The 26,600-nt window shown below is 67.7% G+C and carries 9 protein-coding genes; all 9 read left to right on the plus strand.

The annotated features are described in order from the left end of the window. The first annotated feature begins 342 nt into the window (after positions 1 to 342). Positions 343 to 1,716 (plus strand): type VI secretion system-associated FHA domain protein TagH, encoded by a 1,374-nt coding sequence (gene tagH / locus Q1L59_RS05205; protein ID WP_300329037.1) that lies wholly within the window; start codon positions 343 to 345, stop codon positions 1,714 to 1,716. Between the two features lie 16 nt (positions 1,717 to 1,732). Continuing rightward, complete coding sequence (locus tag Q1L59_RS05210) at positions 1,733 to 2,203, plus strand: cyclic nucleotide-binding domain-containing protein (protein ID WP_300329039.1); 471 nt, start codon at positions 1,733 to 1,735, stop codon at positions 2,201 to 2,203. Positions 2,204 to 2,228: 25 nt separating this feature from the next. Next, positions 2,229 to 4,895: an FAD-dependent oxidoreductase gene (locus tag Q1L59_RS05215; RefSeq protein ID WP_300329041.1), complete on the plus strand. Its 2,667-nt coding sequence runs from the start codon at positions 2,229 to 2,231 to the stop codon at positions 4,893 to 4,895. Positions 4,896 to 4,905: 10 nt separating this feature from the next. Next, on the plus strand, positions 4,906 to 6,093 hold the full coding sequence (locus tag Q1L59_RS05220; RefSeq protein ID WP_300329044.1) for a PQQ-dependent sugar dehydrogenase: 1,188 nt from the start codon (positions 4,906 to 4,908) through the stop codon (positions 6,091 to 6,093). A gap of 264 nt (positions 6,094 to 6,357) precedes the next feature. After that, on the plus strand, positions 6,358 to 8,202 hold the full coding sequence (locus Q1L59_RS05225) for an efflux RND transporter periplasmic adaptor subunit (protein ID WP_300329047.1): 1,845 nt from the start codon (positions 6,358 to 6,360) through the stop codon (positions 8,200 to 8,202). A gap of 1 nt (position 8,203) precedes the next feature. Continuing rightward, positions 8,204 to 10,345 carry a hypothetical protein gene (locus Q1L59_RS05230; protein ID WP_300329050.1) on the plus strand — a complete coding sequence of 714 codons (2,142 nt, stop codon included), beginning with the start codon at positions 8,204 to 8,206 and terminating at the stop codon, positions 10,343 to 10,345. 4 nt (positions 10,346 to 10,349) lie between these two features. Beyond that, positions 10,350 to 12,335, plus strand: a complete 1,986-nt coding sequence (locus Q1L59_RS05235) for a DEAD/DEAH box helicase (RefSeq protein ID WP_300329053.1) — start codon at positions 10,350 to 10,352, stop codon at positions 12,333 to 12,335. 260 nt (positions 12,336 to 12,595) lie between these two features. Continuing rightward, the gene (locus Q1L59_RS05240; protein ID WP_300329055.1) at positions 12,596 to 13,696 is read left to right on the plus strand and encodes an efflux RND transporter periplasmic adaptor subunit; all 1,101 of its coding nucleotides are present in this window, start codon (positions 12,596 to 12,598) and stop codon (positions 13,694 to 13,696) included. Between the two features lie 602 nt (positions 13,697 to 14,298). Continuing rightward, positions 14,299 to 26,600: DUF4347 domain-containing protein (locus tag Q1L59_RS05245; RefSeq protein ID WP_300329058.1), on the plus strand; the 12,302-nt coding region annotated here is incomplete at its 3' end.

The following is a 26,600-nucleotide window of genomic DNA, read 5'->3' on the forward strand; positions in this document are numbered from 1 at the left end:
CCGGTGCAACGCGCACGCGCGATGAAAGTGCGGTGAACGCGCAGTGAACGCGCAGTGAACGAATTCCCCCGAAAAATTGTCGTCCCTGTCGTTCTGCCGTAAGATTGCCCGATCGTCGGTCGGCAGCCTCGCCTCGTTTCCCGTGCTCGGTCATCGCGCAGGGCCGATTACCTGGGATCGCCGGACGCGACTCGGCCGGGCAAGCCGCTGGCGGCGCAAGATCGCGCCGCGCTTGGCGCGTGTGGCCGAGTGCAGGTACAAGCCCGCGCAGCAGTTCGACCCGAAGGACCAGCGCGACGATTTCACCCCCTCAGACAGATAGCCGATATTCGACGAGGCCGCATGCAAGCTCCTGTGGACGACCGAGCAACCCGCCTGATCGCGCCAGCCGCGCGCGAACCCCTGTTGTGCCTGAGCATCCGGAGCCCGACTGACCTCGCCGAAGGACAGCTCGTTTCCGCCCGCCTCGGCGCCATCGGCAGCCTGTCGATCGGTCGCGACGAACGCGCCGACTGGCTGCTCGCCGACCGCTCGGGTGGCATCTCGCGCGAACACTGCCTGATCGCCTTCGCCGCCGGCGCTTTCGTCCTCGAAGACAAATCGGCCAACGGGACCTTCGTCAATGGCTCGAGCACGCGCCTGCGCGGCCCCTACCGACTGTGCAACGGCGACCAGTTGTGTATCGGTCCCTATGTCATCGAGGTGCAGGTAAGCGGCATCGCCGAAGCGCTGCCCGCCGCGGCAAGCGAGTCGGCCACCGCCAGTCACCCGCCAAGTGAGCAGCCGGCGCCAAGACCGGCGCCAGTACCGCCGGCTGCCCTGCGGCGCGGTGGCGATCCGGCGGCACTGTTCGCCGATGCGCCGGCAGCGGATCTCGCCCACCCAGCAGCCGCACCCGTTCCCCCGCCCGTGCCCGCAGCGCGCCCGGTACCGGCGAACACGCCGGGCGACGAGTTCACCCGCCTCGCCCGGGTCGCCAGCCCGCGCGCAAGCCCCCCGACCGTGGGCGTCGCGCCAACCCCGAGCGGCGAGCCGCCCGATGCAGCGCCTGCGCCGGCAAGCGCGGCGACGAGCGCCAGCGACACGCCGGCGGACGATGCCGCCGCGGCTCGGCGCGTGCGGGCGGCGATCGCGCGTGGCCTGGGTCTGTCGATCGACGACCTGCACGAAAGCGATCCCGCCGTACTCGGCGAGCAAATCGGCGAACTTCTCCGCCTGCTCACCGGCGAGCTACGGCAACTTGTCGCCCGCCGCGCAGCGGCGCTCGACGAACCGCCGACCCTGCATTCGGCAATCGGTGGGAGCAATCCGCTGGCGATCATGCCGAGCAGCGAGGAAGCCCTGCGCATCCTCTTCGGCCCGCCCCGGCAGGCTTTTCTCGCACCGCGCGAAGCCTACGCCAGCAGCCTGCACGAGGTCGCGCAGCACTGGCGAGCCACCGAAGCGGCGATGGACACGGCAACGCGCGTGCTGGCCGGCGAGCTCGCGCCGAGCGTAATCGAGCAGAGCGCGCAGACCGACAAGGGCTTCGGCCAACTGCTTGGCGCACGCAAAGGGAGATACTGGGAGATGTACTGCGAGCGCTGGAGCAAACGCCCGGCGCTGCAGCCGGAACGCCCGCTCGCATCGTTCCTGCGCACATTCGCTGAACACGCGCTGGACGGCAGCGGTGGCCCCGGCAAGACGGGTGGCAGCGAGGGCGGCGCCGGCGCTTGAGCGAGAGGACGCGCAGATGAAGTTTTTCAGTTACGACGATCCGGACGAGCGGCTGAGCGACGACGCCACCGTGGCGCTGCGCCCCGCCCTGCGCGACTTTTCCGAAGCGCAGCTCGATGCCCTGCACAGCTTCGTCGCGGAACTGCGCTTTGCTCCCGGTGCGCGCGTCGTCGCGATCGGCGAGCACAGCCCTACCCTGTTCATCATCGTTTCGGGCAGCGTCCGCATTGCCGCGCACCAGGCTGGCAACGCCGGGCGCGCAGGCCTCGTGCTCGGCGAGGGCGAAGTGTTCGGAATTTCGTCGTTCCTCGACGGCGAAGCCAGCGCGATCAGCGCCGAGGCGTGCGAGGGTTGCGAGGTCCTCGCTCTGCGCCGCGCGTCCTTCGACCAGTTGGCAGCCTGGCAGCCAGCGCTCGCCATCGCCCTGCTGCACGATCTGGCGACCTACGCCAGCCGACGCCTGCGCGTGCTCAACGCCGCTTGCTGAAGCGACCGCCACGACGAGCAATCCGATGAACCGCCAAGCGAACCCCGAAACCTTCTTCGCCAACTACACCAAACGGCGCTCCACGCTGCCGCCAGCCGCGTGGCTGGCCTTGCGCGTGCTCGTCCTGCTCGTCACGCTGGCGTTGGCCGGCTTGCTTGCCGTGCATCCTGCGCTCGGCCTGAAGCTATGGTGGGGGCTGGCGATTCCCGTCGTTCCGGCACTCCTCGTCGTCGCCCCGGGGCTCTGGCGACAGGTCTGCCCGATGGCTTTCCTGAACCAGATTCCCCGCCTGACCGGCAAGAGCCGCGCCCGGCCGCTGCCTGGACGGTTGAAGAACGCCGCTTTCGTGATTGCCGTGGCGATCTTTCTCGCCTGCGTCGCGGCGCGCGCGCCACTGCTCAACCGACATGGCGAACTGGTTGCCGTCCTGATCGTCGGCGTTCTCCTCGTCGCTCTTGCCGGCGGTTTGGTCTTCGCCGGACGCAGCGGCTGGTGCGGTACTTTCTGTCCGCTCGGGCCGATTCAGCGCACGTATGGGCACGCGCCGCTGGTCGTCGTTCCGAATGGCTACTGCCCGACCTGCGTCGGCTGCCAGAAAAACTGTTACGACTTCAACCCCCGCGGCGCGATCTTCGCCGATCTGGCCGATACCGACCCGCGCTATGCCGCGCAACGGCGCCTCTTCATCGGCCTGCTGCCCGGCCTGATCTGCGCCTACTTCATGCAGGGCCCGGCGCCCGAATACTCGTATCCCGTCTACCTGCTCGTTCTGCTCGCCGGCTGTTGCGCCTCGGCCGGGCTCTACGCGATCCTCACCAGTTGCTTTCCGCTGTCGCCGCATCGGGTCGCGGCGGTTTTTGCGGCGCTCGCGCTGCTCATCTTCTACGGGTACGCCGGCCCGATCATTCTCGCCACGCTGGCCCATTTTCTTGCTTTCACCGCGCCCGAATGGGCGATCGCCGCCAGCCGCGGCACCGGTTTGCTCGCCGGTTTGACGCTGCTGATCGCCAGCCTCCACGCCGAGCGGCTTTTCCATCAGGCAGCGACAAAAGCAGTCGAGCTGCCCGTCGACAACCAGCGCAAGACGCAGTTGCGCACGCGCTTCGGCGGCAAGCAGGGTGCCACCGTCACCGATCGCGAGAGCGGCGTCGCTTTCCCGGTAGCGCCCGGCGCCACCCTGCTCGACGCGATCGAGACCGCCGGCCTGAAGATCAACTACGGCTGCCGAGCCGGCCTCTGCGGCGCCGATCCGGTCGTCGTCTGCGCGGGCGCGAACTACCTCTCGGCACCCAGCGACGACGAAAGCGCGACGCTGCGTCGACTCGGTCTCGAAGGTAAGGCACGCCTGGCGTGCATGTGCCGGGTCAGCGGCCCGGTCGTCATCGATCGCGATCCGAACTCCGCCGGGCCGTCCACAACCCCCGCCGCGGCCAGCCCGCCGGCCACCGACCATGCGCTCGCCGCCGGCGTCAAGCGCGTCGTCATCGTCGGCAACGGCGTCGCCGGAATCAGCGCCGCCGAGCAGTTGCGGCGCCTGAGCAGCTCGCTGCAGATTGATGTCGTGAGCAGCGAGCCGCTCCATTTCTACAACCGGATGGCGATCGGCCGTCTGATTTATGGCCGCACCGGCATGGACGGCCTGCAACTGATTCCCGACGCCTGGTACGGCAAGAACCGGGTCGAAGTCTGGCGCAACTCGATCGTCCGCGCGATCGACCGCAGCGAGCAACAAGTTATCCTGGCGACTGGCGAGCGCCTGCCCTACGATCGGCTGATCCTCGCCACCGGCGCGCACGCGACGACGCCCGCGGCCGATTTCCTGTCTTTCGCCAACGCCTTCGTCCTGCGTTCGGCGGACGATGCGCAGGCCTTGCGCAGCGCCGCCCAGGTCCGACGAGCCCGCCGCGCGCTGGTCATCGGCGGCGGCGTCCTCGGCGTCGAGGCGGCCGATGCGCTGCACCACCTGGGCTTGCACGTCGTTCTCCTGCAGCGCGCCGACCGCCTGATGAACGCGCAGCTCGACGCGCCAGGTGCCGCGCGGCTGACCGCTTACCTTGAAGGAATCGGCATCCAGGTTCTCACGCAAGCGGTCGTCGAGCGCTGGGAGGGCAAGGGCGACCTGCTGCGCGGCGCCTGGCTGGCGCACGGACCCTGCGCGCGCGCCGATCTCTTCGTCGCCTGCCTGGGTATCGGCGCCAACGTCCAGTTGGCGCGCGCCGCCGGCCTGCATGTCGAACGCGGCATCGTCGTCGACGCCGCCATGCGCAGCAGCGACCCGCACATCTACGCGGTTGGCGATGTCGCCGAACTGCCAGGAACCCCTGGCGGCCTGTGGCCGATCGCCGCCGCCCAGGCGGCGGTCGCCGCCAGCGCGCTGCTTGGCCAACCGGCTGCCTACACGCCGCCGCGCGTCGTCCTGCAATTGAAGTGCGACGGTATCGACCTGCGCAGCTTCGGCGAGATCAGCGCGCGGCCCGGCGACGAGGAATTCACCGCTGCCCCGGGCGATCCCGCCTGGTGGCGCCTGATCCTGCGCCAAGGCGTGCTCGCCGGCGCGCTCTACGTCGGCCCGCCACGCTCGGCCAAGGACTTTACACGCGCCGTTCAGGAAGGTCTCGACCTCACGCCGCTGCGTGCCGAGCTGCGCCGCGGCGACCTCACTGCGCTTGCCCGCCTGGCCTCCGGCCGGTAAACGGGCGGGCTTGTCGTTCACGCTGACGGCGCGCAACATGCCCTTCCTGCTCAAGCTGGCCAGGCTGATCAGCGGCTGGCGCGCGCTGACCGCGGCGCTGGCGCTGCTCTGCGCCTTGGCCCCGGCGCGCGTCTTGGCACAGGTATTCGACAGCGAGCTGCAGCGCTTTCGGCTGACGATCGTCACCGGCGGATTGGAACATCCATGGGGGCTGGCTTTTCTGCCCGACGGACGCATGCTGGTCAGCGAACGACCCGGACGGCTGCGCCTGATTGACGCCAAGGGTAACCTGGACCCGCAAGCCGTACAGGGCCTGCCGCCGATCGCGGCAATCGGTCAGGGCGGCTTGCTCGACGTCGCCGTACACCCGGCTTTCCGTCAGAACGGCTGGATCTACCTTTCGTACGTCGCTGCCGGTACCGGCGGCTACGGCACCGAGGTGCTGCGCGCGCGGCTCAGGAACAAAGCGCTGCACGATGTCCAGGTCGTCTTTCGCATGCGCCCGAAATCAGCCACCGGCTACCATTTCGGTTCGCGGCTGGTCTTCGACCGGCAGGGATATCTCTACATCACGCTCGGCGATCGCGGCGAGCAGGAGCGGGCGCAGCGCCTGGACGACCACGCCGGATCGGTGATTCGCCTGCACGACGACGGCCGTGTGCCGGCCGACAATCCTTTCGTCAGGCAAGCCGGGGCACTGCCCGAAAAGTTCACGCTCGGCAACCGAAACATCCAGGGGGCGGCCGTGCATCCCGCCACCGGCGAGCTGTGGGCGCACGAACACGGCCCACAGGGCGGTGACGAGATCAACGTGATCCGGGCGGGGGTCAATTATGGCTGGCCGGTGATTACCTATGGACGCAACTACGGCAGCGGAACGCGCATTGGCGAAGGCAGCGAGAAAGCGGGCATGGCGCAGCCGGTGCTGCAGTGGACGCCGTCGATTGCCCCGTCCGGCATGGCTTTCTACACCGGAAATCGATTTCCTGCCTGGCAGGGCGATCTATTCGTCGGCGCGTTGCGCGACCAGATGCTGCTGCGCATCCGCCTCGACGGGGAACGCGTCGTGCGCCAGGAGGCACTGCTGAAATCGGTCATCGGTCGTATCCGCGACGTGCGCAACGGCCCGGACGGTCTGCTCTACCTGCTGACCGACAGCCCGAGCGGCGTGCTTGCCCGTCTGCAACCGGCGCCCTGAGGGCGGCAGCACCTGCCGCGCGCCGGCTCACGCCGCGCGCAGGCCGAATTGCTGCCGCCCGCCTGACTGGCCGCGCCGGTCAAGAGCAAGTGCCGAAAGCCGCCACGATTAACCCGTTTACTCGCCCGGCGCTGCACGCAGCCCTAAGGAAATCCGCCTGCGTGCCGTAGATGGAGCGTGGAGCAACGCTCCGATGATCGGGTCTCTGCCGGCGGCGGATCATTCATCGGCACGGCATTGACCGGTGGATAACGCGCAGACGGTATGGAATCGACAATACAGGATTGGCTCAGTCAGCTATGCGGCAAGGTGACCGGCGTGCGCAGCGCGCTGATCCTGCTCGCTGCGCGCCCCGGACAATCGCTGCCGGCGGCGGTCTGGCCGGCGAACAGCCGGCCACCGACCGAGGTCTACACGGCGGCACGCGATACCGTGCTGGGCGAACTCGCAGTGCACTGCGTCAGTCCCTCGACAACGGCGCAGTATCACATCTTCTCGCTCCCCCTGCGCCTCGCGAACTGGGCAGGAGGCGCCTTCGCGATTGCCGTCGACCCCGCCGCGGCAGCGTCCGACGATATCGTCCTGGGCACCATCAGGCCGGCCGTTGCCCAGCTCCATCCCCTTCTGGCCACGCTGCAGCCGGCCAATCCCGGTAGTTCCGAGGCATTGCGACTGACCGCCGCGCTGCTTGCGCATGACGATCTCGCATTGGCGTGTACGGCCTTCGCCAACGAGCTCGCCAACATCTTTCGCTGCCACCGGGCGAGCATCGGTCTGCTGCAAGGCGGGCACGTGACGGTTGCCGCGATCTCGCACGGGAGCGGACGAATCACCCCGGGGCAGTCGTTTGCCGAGGTCGAGGCGGCGATGGAGGAGGCGATCGACCAGGGAGCGACGGTGCAATATCCGCTGGGCAAGGACGCCCGAGCGCTCGTCGTGCTCGCCCACACAATTCTCGCCAAAGGTGCGCAGGAGTCGATTCTGACTGCCCCGCTGGTCGTCGAGCAGCAGATCATCGGTGCGATCACCCTCGAAAGTCCGGGCGATGCTGCGTTCAACGAAGACGAGAAGATCTTGCTCGAACATCTGGTTGGCTTGCTGGCACCGCTCCTCAGTCTGAAGCGACGCGCCAGCGAAACGGCCTGGCAGCGCAGCCGCAGCGAGCTGGCCCACTACTGGGCGCAGTTGCGCGCGCCCGGACTCAACCGTTGCAAGCTGGTGAGCGCGACATTCGCCGCGGTCGTTCTCGTTCTCGCGGCGGTACCGGTACCGTATCGCGTGACCGCGCCGGCCCGAGTCGAAGGCGAAGTGCAGCGCGTTCTCGCGGCGCCGAGCGACGGCTTCCTGCAGCAGGTTCATGCCCGACCAGGCGACGAAGTGAAGCAGAACCAGATTCTGATCGAGCTTGCCCAGCACGATCTGCTGCTCGAACAGCGCAAATGGCAGAGCGAGCTCGCCCAGCACGAAAACGCGTACGGCGCGGCAATGTCGAAAGGCGACCGTACGCAGCTTGCGGTCAGCATGGCGCGGATTCAGGAAGCGCAGGCTCAGCTTGGCCTGGTCGAACAACAACTGGCGCGCAGCCGCCTGACCGCCCCCTTCGACGGGATCGTCAGCGAAGGCGATCTGGCTCAGTCGCTCGGCTCGCCGGTGAAGAAGGGCCAGATCCTGATGACCGTTGCCCCGCGTGGTCGTTACCGGATCGTCGTCGAAGTCGACGAGATCGACATCCGGCACGTGCAGGACGGTCAGTCGGGAAGCCTGACGCCGACCGCCAGACCAGGCGACAGCCAGACATTCGTCGTCAGCCGGATCACGCCGGTGGCAACGGTGGTCGACACGCGCAACGTTTTCGAAGTCGAAGGCGCTCTGCATGGTGGCGAGCCAGGCCTCGCCGCCAGCGCATTCGAAGCGCCGGCAAAAGCACCGACGAGCACGCCTCTGCCAGCCCCTGGCAGCGCACCGGCAGCGGCGGCGAGCAGCGACCGCCTGCGACCGGGAATGCGCGGAGTCGCCAAGATTTCCACCGGCTACCGGCCGCTCGGCTGGATATTTTTTCACCGCCTGGCAAACTGGGCCAGGCTCAATCTCTGGCGCTGGGGATTCTGAGATGAGCGGCGCGCTGGTTCACCCGCACTGGTACCGCATCGCCGAACTGCACCCCACCCTACGTGGGCACGTGGTGACTCGCCGACATGTCGTTCGTGGCGAGGTCTGGTACGTGCTCAGCGACCCCGCCGAAGACCGGCACTTTCGCCTCAACCCGGCGGCCTACCGCTTCGTCGGGCTGTGCGACGGCCGACGCAGCGTCGAGGAAGTGTGGCACTCGCTCAATGACGCGCTTGGTGAAGCGGCCCCCACCCAGGCTGAGGTGGTGAACATCATCGCCCGCCTGTCGCACGGCAACCTGTTGCGTAGCGAGGTGCTGCCTGATGTCGATCTGATGTTCGAGCAGCGGACCATCGCGCGCGAGCAGCAGCGCTGGTCGCAACTCAACCCCCTGTTCTTTCGTGTCGGTCTGCTCGATCCAAGCGCCTGGCTGCTGCCCTTCGACCCCTGGCTGAAACGCCTCTTCTCGCGCACCGCGCTGTTGCTCTGGTGCGCGCTGCTCGTCGTGGCAGCGACCGCGGCAGCGGTGAATTGGTCCGAGCTGGTGAAGCAGATGGCCGACCGGATGCACAGCCCGGCTTCTCTCCTGCTCACCTGGCTCGCCTACCCGCTGATCAAGACCTTGCACGAACTCGGGCACGCGCTGGCGATTCGCCGCTGGGGCGGTAGCGTCCGGAAAATCGGCGTCACCCTGATCTTCTTCATGCCCGTCCCCTGGGTCGACGCCGCTGCCTCGGCGGCGTTCCCCCTGCGTCGGCAGCGGCTCATCGTCAGCGCAGCCGGGATGATGGTCGAAGCCTTGCTCGGCGCACTCGCCTTGGCCGTCTGGCTGACCGCCGAGGCAGGCGGCGTGCGCGAGGCGGCGCTCGCGGTGGTGCTGGTCGCCGGCGTGTCGCTGCTGTTCTTCAACGGCAACCCGCTGATGCGCTACGACGGCTACTTCATCCTCACCGACCTGCTCGATCTCCCCAACCTGGCAGCGCGGAGCAACGCCTACTGGACTTTTCTGATCCGGCGGCACCTGTTCCGGATCGACGCCGACGAACCGGCCACCGCCCCCGGCGAGCGCCGCTGGCTCGTCTGCTACAGCCCTGCCTCGCTCATCTATCGGGTCATCGTCGCGCTCAGTGTCGTCGTCTGGCTGAGCAGCTACTCTGCGCCGCTCGCCGGCGTCGCGGCGCTTGGGCTGATCTGGGGATTCTTTGCCAAACCTGGCATCGCCCTCTGGCGCGCGCTCTGGCAGGAAGGCGACGACCCCCGGCAGGCGCGGCGTGCGCGGCGCATCGCCTACGCCAGCGCGACACTGCTGTCGGTCGCCCTCTTCGCCTGCCCCTTCCCGCTGCGCGTCGTCACCGAGGGCATCATCTGGTTGCCGGAAGATGCGCGCGTTCGCCCGGAAACCGACGGCTTCATCGTCCGCACGCTGGTCGCCGACGGCAGCAGCGTCAGCCGCGGACAGGTTCTGTTCGAGCTCGCCGACGCCGAACTCCTGGTCGAACGCGAGCGCCTGAGCTCGCGCCTCGCCCAGCTTCAGGCCGAACAGTACGCCGCCTTCCCCCGCCAGGCCGAACGCGCCCAAAATCTGGCCGAAGAGATCGAGAGCGTCCGTGCCGCGCTCGCACTGAACGAAACCCGCGTGCAGAATCTGCAGGTGCGCGCCGGCAGCAGCGGTCGCCTGGTCGTTCCGCGCGAAGCCGACCTTGCCGGACGCTTTGCTGCGCGCGGCACCGACATCGCCTACATTCTTGGCGAGACGACGCCACGCGTGCGCGCCGTGCTGGCGCAACAGGACGTTTCGCTGATCAGCGAGCGATTGCGCGGCGCCGAGGTCTGGCAAAGCGAAAGCGCGACGACCGCGCGCGCGACGCCAGGCCGCACTACACCAGCGGCAACCAGCGCGCTGCCCAGCGCCGCCCTCGGCGATCGCGCCGGTGGGCGCATCGTCACCGATCCGCTGGACCGCAAGGGCGTCGCCGCGCTCGAACCGGTCTTTGTCGTCGACCTCGAGCTGCCCTGGCAGTTGCTCGAGCGCGTCGGCGCGCGCGCCGAGGTCCGCTTCGACCTCGGTTGGGAGCCGCTCGCCGGGCAAGCCTGGCGCCGGCTGCGACAGACCTTCCTGAGCCATCTGAGCCAGGTGGGCTGAAGCGATGCACGCCGCCACAAGCACCAGCCGGCCGACGCCAGGGCTTTTCTGGGGCGCCTACCCGGAGCGTTCGCGGCCGCGCACACGAGGTTTCGAGCGCCTGATCGAACGCGCCATCGTTCGCCTGCAGCCGCCCGCCGTGCTGCGTATGCACACGTACCGTTGCTGCCTGGCGCGCGTCGCCGCCTATCAGGCAGTGGCTGACACCGCGGCCGGACAGGAGGCGCGCCTCGCCGAGCTGAAGGCGCAGCTCGCGCGCGGCGGCCTGTGCGGCGAAGCGCTGGCGCAGGCGCTGGCGCTGGTCGCCGCGCACTGCCGGCCGACGCTCGGCATGGCGCCTTTCGACCATCAGTTGATCGCCGCACGCGCGCTGCTCGACGGCCTGTTGGTCGAAATGGCCACCGGCGAAGGCAAGACGCTGGCCGTCGCGATCGCCGCCGCGGTCGCCGCGCTGGCCGGAATTCCAGTCCACGTGATCACCGCCAACGATTACCTGGTCGAACGCGACGGGGAGCGCCTGGCGCCGCTGTATGCAGCCCTCGGCCTGCGCGTCGGCTGCGTCGTCAGCCGCCTCGACGGCACGCAGCGGCGCGCGGCCTACGCTTGCGACATCACCTACTGCACCGCCAAGGAGCTCGGTTTCGATTATCTGCGCGACCGTGCCGGCGCCCGCCGCCAGCGTGGCGACCTGCGCTGGCGTGCCGATCGCCTGGCCGGCGGCGCCGCGAGCGAGCCGCTGCTGCGCGGCCTGTGCATGGCCATCGTCGACGAAGCTGACAGCGTTCTGATCGACGAAGCGCGCGTTCCTCTGATCCTCGCCCGCTCGGTCGACAGCGCGCGCGAACGCGCCGACCATGCGCTGGCGCTGGAACTGGCAAGCCAACTCAAAGCGGACGACGATTTCACCCTCGATGCGGCGTCACGCCGAGTCCGCATCCTGCCCCTGGGCGAGGCGCGGCTCGCCGGGCTCGTCGCCACGCTGCCCGCTTCCTGGCACAACCGCCGCTTCCGCGAAGAATGGATAGGACAAGCGCTGAGCGCACTGCACTGCTTCCACCGCGACCGCGACTACATCGTGCGCGATCACCGCGTCGAGATCGTCGACCCGACCACGGGCCGCGTCGCCAGCGGCCGCACCTGGTCGCGCGGGCTGCACCAGATGATCGAGCTCAAGGAGAACTGTGCGCCAACGCCAGCGCACGTCACTGCCGCCCAGATCACCTTTCAGCGCCTTTTCCGGCGCTACCACAGGCTCGCCGGCGTCAGCGGAACGCTGGCCGAGTCGGCCAGCGAGCTGGCCGAAATCTACGGCCTGCACGTCCTGCGTGTGCCGCTGCGGCAAGCCTCGCAACGCCGGCTCCTGCCAACGCGTGTCATGGCCGATCGCGCGGCCCTATGGGCAGCGGTCAGCGAGCGCGCCGCCGACCTGCGTGCGGCCGGACGGCCGGTGCTGATCGGAACCGACTCGGTCGCCGATTCCGAAGCACTCGCGCGCACGCTGGCCAGCGCCGGGATCGATTGTCGAATCCTCAACGCGCGCCAGGATCGCGCCGAGGCAGAGACCGTCGCGCTCGCCGGTTTGCGCGCGCAGGTGACTGTCACTACCAACATGGCCGGTCGCGGAACCGACATCCCGCTCGGTACCGGCGTTGCAGCGCTCGGCGGCTTGCACGTCATCTCCTGCCAGCACAATGCTTCGCGCCGAATCGACCGCCAATTGCTCGGCCGCTGCGCGCGCCAGGGACAGCCGGGCAGCGCCGAGGCGCTGCTTGGCCTCGATTCCGATCTCCTGGCGAAGCGCTGCTCGCCGTACTGGCTGGCCCGCCTGCAACGTCATCTCGCTATCCGGCCGACGCAAGCGCTGGCCCGCTTCCTCGCCTACCTCGTCCAGCGCGCCGAGGAGGCGCGCGAGCGCGCCGCACGGCGGCGCATGCTGCTCGACGACGAGCGCACGGAAAGTCAGCTCGCGTTGGGCGGCGAAGGAGACTGAGTCGGCACAGTCGCCGCAATCGATCTGATCGGATGCCGCAGGCGAAGCCACCTGCCTGCAGCACGCGCGTTGCCCCCTCCCGGCCTTGACGATCTTGCATCACCCGAGGCGAGTGACGACATTGAGCAAGGCGAAGGTTAAAGATCGCGGCCAGGTTGCCGTTCCCTATCGAGTGAGACTAGTTCACACCGCGCGCCGATGCGCGGTCGGCGGGCGTCACCATATGGAGCTGGCGCACGATCAGAAATCCAGGAAAACCCATGAATCTCAGAAGTGGTCACCCGACGGACCGCTGGACGTTGCTGGCGCTCACTCTTTTTGCGGCGTTGCCGGTTCACGCCGCGCCGGCACTTGGCTGCCTGATCGAGCCCTATCAGGTAGCCGAAGTGGGCAGCCAGGTCATCGGCGTCCTCGACAAGGTGCTCGTCGATCGCGGATCGGCGATCCAGAAGGGCCAGGTTCTCGCCACGCTCAAAGCCGACGTCGAGAAAGCGGCTGCCGGCATCGCGCGCAGCCGTGCGCAGGCGCAAGCGGACCTGCAGGCAGCGCAGGCCAGCCGCGATTACAACCGACAGCGCCTGGCGCGCGCCAATGACCTCGTTGCCAGAAACTTCATCTCGCCACAGGCACGCGAACAAACGCAGAACGAGACCGAAGTCGCCGAGCAGCGTCTGGCGCAGGCGCGCGAACAGAAGCGGATCTGGGATTACGAATACGAGATGGCGCGTGCGCAGTTGTCGCTGCGCAAGCTGCTCAGCCCGCTCTCGGGAGTCGTCATCGAACGCTATCTGTCGCCGGGCGAACGCGTCGAAGATCGCCCGGTACTGAAAGTGGCGACGATGGACCCGCTGCGGGTCGAGGTTTTCATGCCGGCGGCCAGTTACCGCCAGGTCAAACCCGGGATGAGCGCCACCGTCTACCCGGACCTGCCCGACGCTGGCCAGCACAGCGCCACGGTCACCCTGGTCGATCAGTTCATCGATCCAGCCAGCAACACCTTTCGCGTTCGCCTCGAACTACCTAACCCGAACAACGAATTACCGGCAGGCTTGCGGTGCAAGGTGGCGATCGGCGACCAACCGATCAGCAACCCGATCAGCTCGGGCCGGGACTCCATGCAGAGCGTGCCCGCCCCGGCCGCAGGCACACCGCCAGGACCACCAGCGGCGACTCGCCCACCAACCTTCGGCACGCCTCCGCCAAGCCCGCGTGCACCCGCCCCGGCCGCTCCGCCGACCGGCGCCTTGCCACGGCAGCTTGCCCCAGCGGTAAGCGTCGACCGCTCGGCCATGCTGCCCGCGGCGCCACCGGCACTCGACGCCGCGGCATGGTTCCTGCAAAACGCGCGGGCGGTACGATGAACCCCGCTCGCATCGCCCGCCTGGCATGACCGTCGACCGCGCACGCGCACGTTCATGAAAACCAGCCAACGGCCTCTCGCGCCGCCCCACCTTCTGCTCGAAGCACTCGCTGGCCACGAGCCGTGTTGGCACGATCGCGCGAGCGGCGGCTCGCCGCTCACCGTGGCGATGACGCCGACGACCTCGGCCTCCGACAAGCACGACATCAGCAACAGCCGGTACCTCGACGCATCTGCTGCCTCGACCGATGACGAGCTGGAGAACACCGGCCACGTGCGACCGAACGCCCGCACACGAGCAGCGGGTAGGCTCAGCGCAACTTACGCGCCGGGCAAGCCGCGCCTTATCAACCGAGCCGGCAAAGCCGGCAGCGCGCGCGACCGCCCTGCGATAAGCCGCGTCCACCTGCGTGTACAGCACCGGATCGACGATCTAGCCCTCAACACCAGCAATTTCTTGACGCGGGTCGACTGCAGGTGCCGCCGGCTGACCGCGGGCGAGCAGAGACAGAACTGGCGAACGGCAAACCCGGCGGCTGCCCGCCGACCACGCTGCGCCGATCACCGCTCGCGCGCCCGAACAGCCGACCGGGAGCAGCCCGCATGAACGCCCGCCAGCCCTTCGCCAAGCGTCCGATCGTCGAAGAACTCGAACCGCGGCTGCTCTATTCCGCCGATCTGTCGCCGCTGCACACGCTGGCCACCGACGGCGGCAATGAGGTCCGCTGGCTGGAAACGACCGCGCCACCCAACGCCACGCCGACGGAGCGCGCTCAGACGCAGACCGAAAAACGGCACGAAGTGGTGATCATCGACGGCGGCATCGCCAACTGGTCGGCACTGCTCGCCGACCTGCCGACCGCCGATGACGACCGGAAGCTGGAGATCGCTGTCCTCGACCCCAACGATGACGGCCTGCAGCAGATCAGCGAGATTCTTGCGCAATTCGACGATCTGGCCGCCGTGCACCTGGTCAGCCACGGCGCCAGCGGTGAAGTCATCCTGGGCAATCGCCACCTCGACCGGCAAGCGCTGCAAGAAAACGGCGAACTGCTGCAACGCTGGGGACAGTCGCTGTCCGCCGACGGCGACCTGCTGCTCTACGGCTGCCAGGTCGGCGAGGGTAGCGCCGGACAAGCCTTCATCACCGAATGGGCGCGCCTGTCGGGGGCCGATGTGGCGGCCAGCGACGACGCCACCGGAGCCGCCGCCGCGGGTGGCGACTGGACGCTGGAAGCCAGTGTCGGCCGCATCGAAGCCCAGGCTCTGACGGCGGCCGACTGGCAGGGGACGCTGGCCCTCAGCGCCCAGGGCGCGGAAACCCGCGTCAACACCAGCACCACCAGTACCCAGGAAACCGCCGAATACAACGGCGGCAGCGTGGCGATGGACGCCAACGGCAACTTCGTCGTCGTGTTCCACGACTACAACGACGATTACATCTACTTCCAGCGTTTCAACGCCGCCGGCGTGGCGCAGGGCGCGCAGACGCGGGTCAACCCCGCCGTGTACCAGTACCGCGACCAGCCCTGCGTGGCGATGGACCCCAGCGGCAACTTCGTGGTGGTCTGGGCCAGCGCCAACCAGGACGCAGCCTCCTCCCTGGGCATCTACGCCCAACGCTTCAGCGCCAGCGGCGTGGCCCAGGGCGGCGAGTTCCGCGTCAACACCCTGACCGCCGGCGACCAGTACTCGCCTGCCGTCGCGACGGACGGCAGCGGCAACTTCGTGATCACCTGGACCGACGCCGGCACCGCGACCGTCAAGGCGCAGCGCTACAACGCCAGCGGCGTGGCCCAAGGCGGCGAGCTCGTCGTCGATGGCTACGCCCCCAACGCCTACGGCACCTCGGTGGCGATGAATGCCAGCGGTGCTTTCGTCGTCGGCTGGTCGGACTACAGCTCGGGCAACAGCTTCGAGATCTACTGTCAGCGCTTCGACGCCAGCGGCGCGGCGCAGGGCGGCAAGACGCGCGTCAACACCAGTACCACCGGCTACCAGGAAGGCGCTGCGGTGGGCATGGCCGACGACGGCAGCTTCGTGGTCGCGTTCGAGGACAGCGACTCGACCAGCGGCGACATCTACTTCCAGCGCTACAACGCCAGCGGCGTGGCACAGGGCGGCAACGTCCGTGCCAACACCTACACCACCAGCAATCAGTTTTACGCGGCCGTGGCGATGAATGCGAGCGGCAGCTTCATCGTCACCTGGCAGAGCTTCGGCCAGGACGCCGGTTCCAGCCAAGGCATCTACATGCAGGCCTACAACGCCGACGGCAGCGCCTCGGGCAGCGAGACGCGCGTCAACACCACCACCGCCGGCGGCCAGTATTGGCCCTCGGTGGCTTACGAAGGCGGCAACGCGGTGGTGGTGTGGAGCGGCATGGGCCCGGGCGATGCCACCGACGGCGGCATCTTCTTCCAGCGCCTAGCCGAGCCGGCCAACACCGCGCCCACGTTCAACGGCGCGGCCTTCGGCGGCGGCGACGGCATCGCCACCACCGCATTGGGCTCGGCTGCCGACGATGCCTACAGCCTGGCCGTCCAATCCGACGGCAAGGTGGTGGTGGCGGGAACCAGCTTCAACGGCACCAACTACGACTACGCGGTGGTGCGCTACAACGCCGACGGCACGCTCGACACCACCTTCAGCGGCGACGGCAAGCTCACCACCGTGGTGGCCTCGGGCGACGATGTGGCCCAGGCCGTCACGCTGCAGGCCGACGGCAAGATTCTGGTGGCCGGCTACAGCAACAACGACTTCGCGCTGGTGCGCTACAACACCGACGGCACGCTGGACACCACTTTCAGCGGCGACGGCAAGCTGACCACCGCGATCGGGGCCTCGGGTGACTACGCAACCGGCGTTGCCGTCCAAGCCGACGGCAAGATCGTGGTGGCCGGCTACTACCTTAGCGGCAACTACAAGTTTGCCGTGGTGCGCTACAACGCCGACGGCACGCTGGACACCAGCTTCAGCGGCGACGGCATCGCCACCCTCTCGTTCGGCACCTCCAACGAATACGGCTACAGCCTCGCGCTGCAGGCCGACGGAAAGATCCTGGTGGCGGGCGAGGCCAACATGAGCGGCAACGTCGACGTCGCGCTGGCCCGCCTGAACACCGACGGCACGCTCGACGCCAGCTTCAGCGGCGACGGCATGGTGACCACCGCCATCGGCACCGGGATCGACTCCGGCCGCGGCGTCACCGTGCAGTCCGACGGCAAGATCGTCGTCGCTGGCTCCAGCTCCAACGGCAGCAACAACGACATCGCGGTCGTGCGCTACAACACTGACGGCACGCTGGACACCAGCTTCAGCGGCGACGGCAAGCTCACCACGGCCGTCGGCAGCGGGGCCGACGAGGGGCGCGGCGTCGTCGTGCAGTCCGACGGCAAGATCGTGGTGACGGGCTACAGCGTCAACAGCAACAACGACTTCGCGCTGGTGCGCTACAACAGCGATGGCACGCTGGATACCAGCTTCAGCGGCGACGGCAAGCTCACCACGGCCGTGGGCGCGGGCACCGACTGGGCCTACAAGGCCGCCGTTCTGTCCGACGGCAGGATCCTGGTGGCGGGCGAGTCCAACAACGGATCGAACATGGATTTCGCGCTGGTGAGCTACAACAGCGACGGCTCGCTGAGCACCGCGCCGATCACCACGCTCAACGCCACCCCCAGCTTCACCGAAGGCGGCTCGGCGGTGGTCCTGGACGCCGATGTGCAGGTGACCGATGCCGAGCTCAGCGCCGGCAACTTCAGCGGCGCCACGCTCACGCTGGCGAGGACCGGCGGCGCCAACGCGCAGGACGTGTTCGGTGCGAGCGGCACCCTCGGCACCCTGACCCAGGGCGGCAACCTCGTGGTCGGCGGCACGACCATCGGCACCGTCACCACCAACAGTGCCGGCCTGCTGGTGCTGACTTTCAACACCAACGCCACCAACGCGCTGGTGAACTCGGCGATGCAGCAGATCGCCTTCAGCAACTCCAGCGACGCCCCGCCGGCCTCGGCGCAGATCAACTGGACCTTCAGCGACGGCAATACCGGTGCGCAGGGCGTCGGCGGTGCGTTGTCTGCCACCGGATCGACTACGGTCACCATCACCGCGGTCAACGATCCCCCGGTCAACACCGTGCCCGGCGCGCAGACCACCGGCGAGGACACGAACCTCGTTTTCTCGACGGCAAACGGCAACGCGCTTTCGATCGCCGACCCGGATGGGGGCGCGGGCACGTTCGAAGTCACGCTGTCGGTCACCAACGGCACGCTCACGCTCGGTGGCACGGCGGGTCTCAGCTTCGTCAGCGGCGACGGCAGCGCAGACACGACGATGACCGTGCGCGGCACACTGTCCGACCTCAATGCCGCGTTGCAGGGGCTCACTTACGCGCCGACGGCCAACTACAGCGGCGGCGCCACGCTGACGCTCCAGACCTCGGACCTGGCTCTGTCGGACACCGATCCGGTGGCCATCACGGTTGCCGCCGGCAACGACGCGCCGACCTTCACCTCAGACGGCAACGGCACCGTCACCACGGCGATCGGAGCCGGCACCGACGCCGCCGAGGAAGTCGTCGTCCAGGCCGACGGCAAGTACGTCGTCGTCGGCCGGAGCAGCAACGGCGCCAACGACGACTTCGCCATCGCGCGTTACAACAGCAATGGCACGCTCGACACCACCTTCTCCGGCGACGGCAAGACTACGGTGGCCATCGGCAGCGGACTGGACCAGGCGTTCGCCGTGGCCCTGCAAAGCGACGGCAAGATCGTCGTGGCAGGTAACAGCTACAACGGCACTGACACAGACTTCGCGGTTCTGCGCCTCAATACCGATGGCTCGCTGGACACCACCTTCTCGGGCGATGGCAAGGTCACCACCGACCTCGCACTCGGCAATGACGACGCCAACAGCGTGCTGATCCAGTCCGACGGCAAGATCGTGGTCACGGGCTCGGCGGACAACGGTGTGTCCTACGACTTCGCCGCCGTGCGCTACAACACCAATGGCACGCTCGATACCAGCTTCTCCATTGATGGCAAGGTCACCACGTTCTTCGGCGTCAATCACGACGAATCGTGGGACTCGCTGCTGCAGTCCGACGGCAAGATCGTCCTCGTCGGCAGCACCAACCTCGGCGCTTCCGATGACTTCGCCATTCTGCGCTACAACACCGATGGCACGCTCGACACGACGTTCTCCGGCGATGGCAAGCAGACGGCAAGTTTTGGCGGCAACCTGGACGTTGCCTATTCCGTGGTGCAGCAAGCCGACGGCAAGCTGGTGCTGGCAGGCAAGTACTTCGACGGTTCGAGCTACGCATTCGCCATCTCCCGGCTGACGACGACCGGCAGCCTTGACACCACGTTCTCCGGCGATGGCCTGCAGCTCGTGGATGTGTCAGCAAGCGCGGACGCGGCCTACAGCGTTGCGCTGCAGTCCGACGGCGCCATCGTGCTGGCCGGCCCCAGCGGCAACGGCAGCACCGACGACTTTGCCGTCGTCCGGCTGACCTCCGCCGGCGCCCTCGACACCACCTTCTCCGGGGACGGCATGCTGACCACCTCGCTCGGCGGCCTCGACCAGGCCGCGAGCGTGGTGGTGCAGTCGGACGGCGCGATCGTCGTCGCCGGCGTCGGCGCCGGCGACTTCGCGCTGGTCCGCTACGGGAGTACCGGCACGCTCGATGCCACATTCAACGGCACCAACACGCTCGACGGCGCACCGAGCCACACCGAGGGTGGCAGCCCGGTGGTGCTGGACGGCAACGTGCAAGTGTTTGATGCCGAGCTTTCGGGCGCCGGCAATTACAGTGGCGCCACGCTTACACTGGCACGCCACGGCGGCGCCAACGCGCAGGATGTGTTCAGCGCCACCGGCGTGTTAAGTTCCATCGCTGCGGCCAGTGGCAACGTAGTGGTCAGCGGAACCACCATCGGTACCTACACCAACAGTGCCGGCACGCTCGTCTTCACGTTCAACGCCAGCGCCACGCAAACGCGGGTGAACTCAGCGATGCAGGCCATCGCCTACAGCAACGCCAGCGACGCGCCACCCGCCAGTGTGCAGATCGACTGGACGTTCAACGACGGCAACAGCGGCGCGCAGGGCAGCGGCGGCGCGCTCAGCGCCACCGGCAGCACCACGGTGAGCATCACCGCGGTCAACGATCCGCCGGCGAACGCGGTTCCCGGCGCGCAGAGCACCAACGAGGACACGGTCAAGGTGTTCTCGTCGGCCAACGGCAACGCGATTTCGATCACCGACCCCGACGACAGCGGCGCCACCTTCGAGGTCACGCTGTCGGTCACCAACGGCACGCTGACGCTCGCCGGCACCAGCGGCCTGGCCTTTACTGTCGGCGACGGCGGCGCCGACACGACGATGAGCTTCAGCGGTACAGTGGCCAACATCAACACCGCCCTGGATGGACTGACTTTCTCGCCCACCACCAACTTTACCGGCGGAGCAACGCTGACGCTCGCCACCGCGGATTCGGTCCTCGCCAGCCTGAACATCGACGCCAACCTGCACGCGCGCTACACGTTCGAGAACAGTGCCAGCGATGTCGCCCCTGGAACGACGCAGAACGGTGTTCTCGGCGGCGACGCGAACTACGCCGCCGATGGTACACGCGGCCGCGTACTCGGCCTGGACGGCGCCGGCGACTACGTCAGCATCGCCGACACCAGCAGCTTCCGGGCGCTGACCCAAGGGACGATCGCGTCCTGGGTGAAGTTCACCGACACAGGGTTCAGGGTGATCTTCTCGGTCACCGACGGAGCAAGCAATCAGAACTATTTGAATCTATTCGTCAACAACGGCAAGCTCGGCGCGCAGACGGTAGACGGGAATAGCTGGATCTTCGAAACGGTTTCAACCGCCACGATCAATGACGGCAACTGGCACCATGTCGCCTTCACGGTGAACGGTTCGGGCAACCAGTTGTACATCGACGGCACCGCGGCGGCCCGCACGTTCAACCAAGGCAACGCGGCAACGTCGTCGTTCTACGCGTCGCTCAATAGCGTAACCAGCGTGACGATTGGCGCCACCTACACTGTGCCAGGTTCCTACCTCAGCGGCTTCTCCGGCCAAATCGACGATCTGCGCGTCTACAGCCGCGCCCTGACGGCGGGCGAGTTGTCGCTGCTGGCGGCCGATCAGAGCCTGACCGACAGCGACACGGTAGCGATCACCGTGAGTGCCGCCAACGACGCGCCGACCTTCGCCATTGGCACCGGCATCGTGACGACCAACGTCACGCCGGCTGCCGATCACGGCAACGCAGTGATCGCGCAGAGCGACGGCAAGCTTCTGGTCGCCGGCGAAGGTAACGGTGACTTCGTGCTCGTGCGCTACAAGACCGACGGCACGCTCGATACGGCCTTCGGTGGTGGCGACGGGATGGTGTCCACCGCGGTCGGCAGCGGAGGCGGCTTTGCCTCCAGCCTTGCGCTTCAGGCGGACGGAAAGATCATCGTCTCAGGTTATGCCAGCAACGGCAGCAATGACGACTTTGCCCTTGTCCGCTACAACCCGGATGGCTCGCGGGACACCGACTTCGGTACCGGCGGCAAGGTCACCACCGCGATCGGAGCCGGCGACGACCGGGCGCTAGGCGTCGCCGTGCAAAGCAACGGCCGTATCGTACTCGCGGGGTACAGCTACAACGGCAGCAACAACGATTTTGCCGTCGTGCGCTATAACAGCGATGGCACGCTGGACACCACATTCAGCGGCGACGGCAAGCTGACCACGGCAATCAGCACCAGCAACGATGACGCCTACGCAGTACTGGTGCAAAGCGACGGCAAGATCGTCGTTGTCGGCAGCAGCCTGATCGGCGGCACGAACTGGGACTTTGCCGCCGCGCGCTACAACAGCGACGGAACACTGGACACCAGCTTCAGCGGCGACGGCCTGGCCAATTTCGCCGTCGGCACCGGCCATGATTATGCCTGCGGCGTGGCGCTGCAGCCGGATGGCAAGTTGGTGCTGGCCGGCTACGGAGTCAACGGCGCGACCAGTGACTTTGCCGTCGTGCGCCTGAATAGCAGCGGCACGCTCGACACCAGCTTCAGTGGCGACGGCAAGCTCTTCACCGCGATCGGGGCGAGCGAGGACCTGGCGACCAGCGTGACGCTGCAGACGGATGACAAGATCGTGCTCGCCGGTACCTATGCCAATGGCGCAAACACCGATCTGGCCGTGGCCCGGTATAACGTTGACGGCTCGCTCGACACCAGCTTCGACAGCGACGGGATCAAAACTCTGGCACTGCCCGCAGGCAGCAACCAAGTCACTGGCGTCGCCGTCTCGAACGGGCGGATCGTCGCCGTCGGCACCACGCAGTCCAAACTCGCCGCCGTGTTCCTGGGGACAAACGGCACGCCCGAGGCCACCATCGGCGCCGTCAACACGCTGGACGGCGCGCCAACGTACACCGAAGGCGGTGCCCCGGCGGTGCTGGATGCCAATGTCCAGATCTTCGATGCCGAGTTGTCCGCGAACAACAACTTCAGCGGGGCCACGCTGACGCTGACGAGGAACGGCGGCGCCAATGCGCAGGACGTGTTCAGCGCCAGCGGTACGCTCGCCACGCTGACCCAGGGCGGCAACCTGACCGTCGGCGGTACGACCATCGGCACCGTCACCACCAACAGCGGCGGAACGCTGTTGCTCAGCTTCAACGGCAGCGCCACCAACGCGCTGGTCAACTCGGCAATGCAGCAGATCGCCTACAGCAATACGAGCGACGCGCCAGCAGCCAGTGTACAGATCAACTGGACGGTCAACGACGGCAACAGCGGCACCCAAGGCAGTGGCGGCGCGCTGCAGAACACCGGCAGTACCACGGTCACCATCACTGCGGTCAACGACGCGCCGGTGCTCGCCGATACCGCGCTGTCGATCACCGTCGCCGAGGATGCCGTCGTGCCGAGCGGCGCGGTGGGCTCCTTGCTCAGCGCTTTCACCGGCGGCATCTCCGACGTCGACAGCGGCGCGCTCAAGGGCATCGCCATCACCGCCAGCAACGAGACCAATGGCACCTGGTACTACAGCACCAACAGCGGCACCAACTGGAGCACTGTCGGCGTGGTGAGCAACACGTCGGCGCTGCTGCTCGCTGACGACGGCAACACACGGCTATATTTCACACCGAACGCCGACTACAACGGCACCGCCAGTAGCGCGCTCACCCTGCGCGCCTGGGACCGCAGCAGCGGCAGCGCCGGCAGCAAGGTCGATACCAGTTCCAACGGCGGCAGCACCGCCTACTCCAGCGCCACCGACGTCGTCGACGTGACGGTGACCGCGATCAACGACGCGCCAACCTTCGGCGTCGGAGCCGGCGGCCTCACCATCCCGGCGGGATCGGTGGGCGGCGAGGCATACAGCGTCATCGTGCAAGCCGACGGCAAGATCATCACGGCCGGCTACCGCAACGACGCCGGCCAACTGGACATTCAACTGATCCGCTGCAACGCCGACGGCAGCGTGGACACCGGCTTCGGCAACAACGGCAGGGTGATCACCGCGATCGGGGCGGGCGCTGACTTCGCTTGGGAAGTGGCCTTGCAGGCGGACGGCAAGATCCTGGTCGCTGGCGAAAGCTACAACGGCAGCAACAGCGACTTTGCGCTGGTGCGTTACAACACCGATGGCAGCCTCGATGCCAGCTTCGGCAGCGGTGGCAAGGTGACCACCGCGATCGGCTCAGGCAACGAACAAGCCATGGGACTCGCGGTGCAGGCCGACGGCAGGATCGTGCTCGCCGGCTGGTCCGGAAGTGACTTCGCACTGGCGCGCTACAACACCGACGGCAGTCTGGACGCGAGTTTCGGCACCGGCGGCAAGGTCGTCACTTCGTACGGAGCCAACAGCGGCGCGTATTCCGTGGCGGTCCAGCCCGACGGCAAGATCGTGCTCGCCGGCAGCATCTGGAACGGCAGCAATTACGACGTGGCGGTGTTGCGCTACAACACCAACGGCACGCTGGACGCCGGATTCGGCAGCGCTGGCAAGGTCACCACGGCCGTCGGCACCGGGCATGACTTCAGCTACGATCTGGCACTGCAAGCCGATGGCCGGATCGTGCTGACCGGATCGACCAGCAACGGCGGCAGTGGCAGCGTCCTGGTGCTGCGCTACAACGTCGACGGCAGCCTGGACACCAGCTTCAACGGCACCGGCAAGGTGAGCACTGCCGTGGGTTCCTACAGCGCCTACGGCGAAAGCGTGGCCATCCAGCCCGACGGCAAGATCGTCGTCGTTGGCGCCGCCAGAAACGCCAGCAACACCTACGACGATTCGCTGGTGCTGCGCTACAACACCGACGGCAGCCTGGACACGAGCTTCAATGGCAGCGGCAAGCTCACTTCGGAGCTCAGCAGCGCCGGCGACCACTTTTATGACCTCGCCCTGCAGCCCGACGGCACTATCGTGGCCGCAGGGTACGCGACGATCAATGGCACCCAGGAATTCCTGCTGGCGCGCTACACTGCCAGCGACACCCTCGACCCGACCTTCGGCACGATCCTCGGCCCGCTCGACGGCGCGCCGAGCTATACGGAAGGCGGCAGCGCCGTCGTGCTCGACAGCGATGTTCGCGTCTACGATGCCGAACTGACCGCCAGCAACTTCAGCGGTGCAACGCTGACGCTGGCGAGGAATGGCGGCGCCAACACACAGGACGTGTTCAGCGCCAGCGGCACGCTCGCCGCACTGACCCAGGGCGGCAACCTGACCGTCGGCGGAACGACCATCGGCACCGTCACCACCAACAGCGCCGGCACGCTGCTGCTCAGCTTCAACGCCAGCGCCACCAACGCGCTGCTCGATTCGGCGCTGCAGCAGATCGCCTACAGCAATTCAAGCGACACCCCGCCCGCCTCGGTCCAGATCGACTGGACCTTCAACGACGGCAACGCCGGCGCCCAGGGTACCGGCGGCGCCCTCGCCGATGTCGGCCACACCACGGTGACGATCACAGCGACGAACGACGCCCCGACCGGCAGCGTCACCATCGACGACACCACGCCAGCCCAAGGCCAGACGCTCACCGCCAGCAACACGCTCGCCGACGCCGACGGCCTCGGTGCGATCAGCTACCAGTGGCAACGTGCCGGCATCGACATCGGCGGCGCTACCGGCAGCACCTACACCACGACGCAGGCCGATGTCGGCCAGATCCTGCGCGTCGTCGCCAGCTACACCGACGGCCAGGGCACCCTCGAATCGGTCCCCTCCGCTGGGACGAGCGCAGTTACGAATGTGAACGACGCGCCGACCGGCAGCGTCACCATCGACGACACCACGCCAGCCCAAGGCCAGACGCTCACTGCCAGCAACACCCTCGCTGACGCCGACGGCCTCGGTACGATCGGCTACCAATGGCAGCGTGGCGGCGTCGACATCGTCGGCGCCACCGGCACCACCTACACCACGACGCAGGCCGATGTCGGACAGATCCTGCGCGTCGTCGCCATCTACACCGACGGCCAGGGTACCCTCGAATCGGTCCCCTCCGCTGGGACGAGCGCAGTTACGAATGTGAACGACGCGCCCAGCGGCAGCGTCACCATCGACGACACCACGCCAGCCCAAGGCCAGACGCTCACCGCCAGCAACACGCTCGCCGACGCCGACGGCCTCGGTACGATCGGCTACCAATGGCAGCGTGGCGGCGTCGACATCGTCGGCGCCACCGGCAGCACCTACACCACGACGCAGGCCGATGTCGGCCAAGTCCTGCGCGTCGTCGCCAGCTATACCGACGGCCAGGGAACGCTCGAATCGGTGCCGTCCGCCGGAACGAGCGCCGTTACCAACGTCAACGACGCGCCCACCGGCAGCGTCACGATCGACGACACGACACCAAGCCAAGGCCAGACGCTCACCGCCAGCAATACGCTGGCGGACGCCGACGGCCTTGGTGCGATCAGCTACCAGTGGCAACGTGCCGGCGTCGACATCGTCGGCGCTACCGCCAGCACCTACACCACGACGCAGGCCGATGTCGGCCAGATCCTGCGCGTCGTCGCCAGCTACACCGACGGCCAGGGTACGCTCGAATCGGTGCCGTCCGCTGGAATCAGCGCCGTCACCAACGTCAACGACGCGCCGACCGGCAGCGTCACCATTGGCGATACGACGCCAGCCCAAGGTCAGACGCTCACCGCCAGCAACACCCTCGCTGACGCCGACGGCCTCGGCGCAATCAGCTACCAATGGCAGCGCGCCGGCGTCGACATCGTCGGCGCTACCGGCAGCACCTACACCACGACGCAGGCCGATGTCGGCCAGATCCTGCGCGTCGTCGCCAGTTATACCGACGGCCAGGGAACGCTCGAATCGGTCCCGTCCGCTGGGACAAGCGCCGTCACCAACGTCAACGACGCGCCAAGCGGCAGCGTCACCATCGACGACACCACGCCAGCCCAAGGCCAGACGCTCACCGCCAGCAACACGCTCGCCGATGCCGACGGCCTCGGCGCGATCAGCTACCAATGGCAGCGTGGCGGCGTCGACATCGGCGGCGCTACCGGCAGCACCTACACCACGACGCAGGCCGATGTCGGCCAGATCCTGCGCCTCGTCGCCAGCTACACCGACGGCCAGGGTACGCTCGAATCGGTCCCGTCCGTTGGAACAAGCGCCGTCACCAACGTCAACGACGCGCCGACCGGCAGCGTCACCATCGACGACACCACGCCAGCCCAAGGCCAGACGCTCACCGCCAGCAACACGCTGGCCGACGCCGACGGCCTCGGCGCGATCGGCTACCAATGGCAGCGTGGCGGCGTCGACATCGGCGGCGCTACCGGCAGCACCTACACCACGACGCAGGCCGATGTCGGCCAGATCCTGCGCGTCGTCGCCAGCTACACCGACGGCCA

Source organism: Accumulibacter sp., assembly GCF_029255125.1.
Lineage (GTDB): Bacteria > Pseudomonadota > Gammaproteobacteria > Burkholderiales > Rhodocyclaceae > Accumulibacter.

Bases quoted from the DNA above. Each gene is read 5' to 3' on its own strand.
- tagH (WP_300329037.1), top strand. From the start codon at position 343: ATGCAAGCTCCTGTGGACGACCGAGCAACCCGCCTGATCGCGCCAGCC.
- Q1L59_RS05210 (WP_300329039.1), top strand. From the start codon at position 1,733: ATGAAGTTTTTCAGTTACGACGATCCGGACGAGCGGCTGAGCGACGAC.
- Q1L59_RS05215 (WP_300329041.1), top strand. From the start codon at position 2,229: ATGAACCGCCAAGCGAACCCCGAAACCTTCTTCGCCAACTACACCAAA.
- Q1L59_RS05225 (WP_300329047.1), top strand. From the start codon at position 6,358: ATGGAATCGACAATACAGGATTGGCTCAGTCAGCTATGCGGCAAGGTG.
- Q1L59_RS05230 (WP_300329050.1), top strand. From the start codon at position 8,204: ATGAGCGGCGCGCTGGTTCACCCGCACTGGTACCGCATCGCCGAACTG.
- Q1L59_RS05235 (WP_300329053.1), top strand. From the start codon at position 10,350: ATGCACGCCGCCACAAGCACCAGCCGGCCGACGCCAGGGCTTTTCTGG.
- Q1L59_RS05240 (WP_300329055.1), top strand. From the start codon at position 12,596: ATGAATCTCAGAAGTGGTCACCCGACGGACCGCTGGACGTTGCTGGCG.